Genomic DNA, 429 nt, shown 5'->3' with positions numbered 1-429 from the left:
GCTGGTGTACCGAACTATTGGCTATCAAAATCAATCGGTTAACAGGCCTCAATATGGCAGCCTCCACGCTCCGTCGATGGTTACCGCGTATGGGCATTGTCTGGCGAAGGCCCGTGCCGACCTTGCGGATAAAAGACCCAGCCTATCAGGAGAAAATGGCGGATATCGACGCTGCGCTGGCCCGCTGTGATGCCGATAATCCGGTGTTTTATGAGGATGAAGTCGATATAGACCTCAATCCCAAATTAGGGGCCGACTGGATGTTCAGAGCGCAGCAAAAGCGGGTTGTCACGCCGGGACAGAACGCGAAACATTACCTGGCAGGCGTTCTCCATGCAGGCAACGGAAGAGTGCTTTACGTCAGTGGGATAAAGAAAAACTCATCCCTGTTTATCGCCATGCTGGAAAAGCTGCGTCGCCACTACCGAC

1 protein-coding gene is annotated in these 429 nt (G+C 53.4%); it reads left to right on the top strand.

Annotation, left to right across the window (positions count from 1 at the left end):
- The coding region (locus J9893_RS20380) for a winged helix-turn-helix domain-containing protein (protein WP_210601635.1) at positions 1-429 on the top strand (429 nt) is incomplete at both ends.

This window comes from Aeromonas sp. MaB10011B (assembly GCF_017939325.1).
In the GTDB taxonomy this organism is placed as follows: domain Bacteria; phylum Pseudomonadota; class Gammaproteobacteria; order Enterobacterales; family Aeromonadaceae; genus Aeromonas; species Aeromonas caviae.
This window is presented reverse-complemented; position numbering and strand designations above follow the sequence as displayed.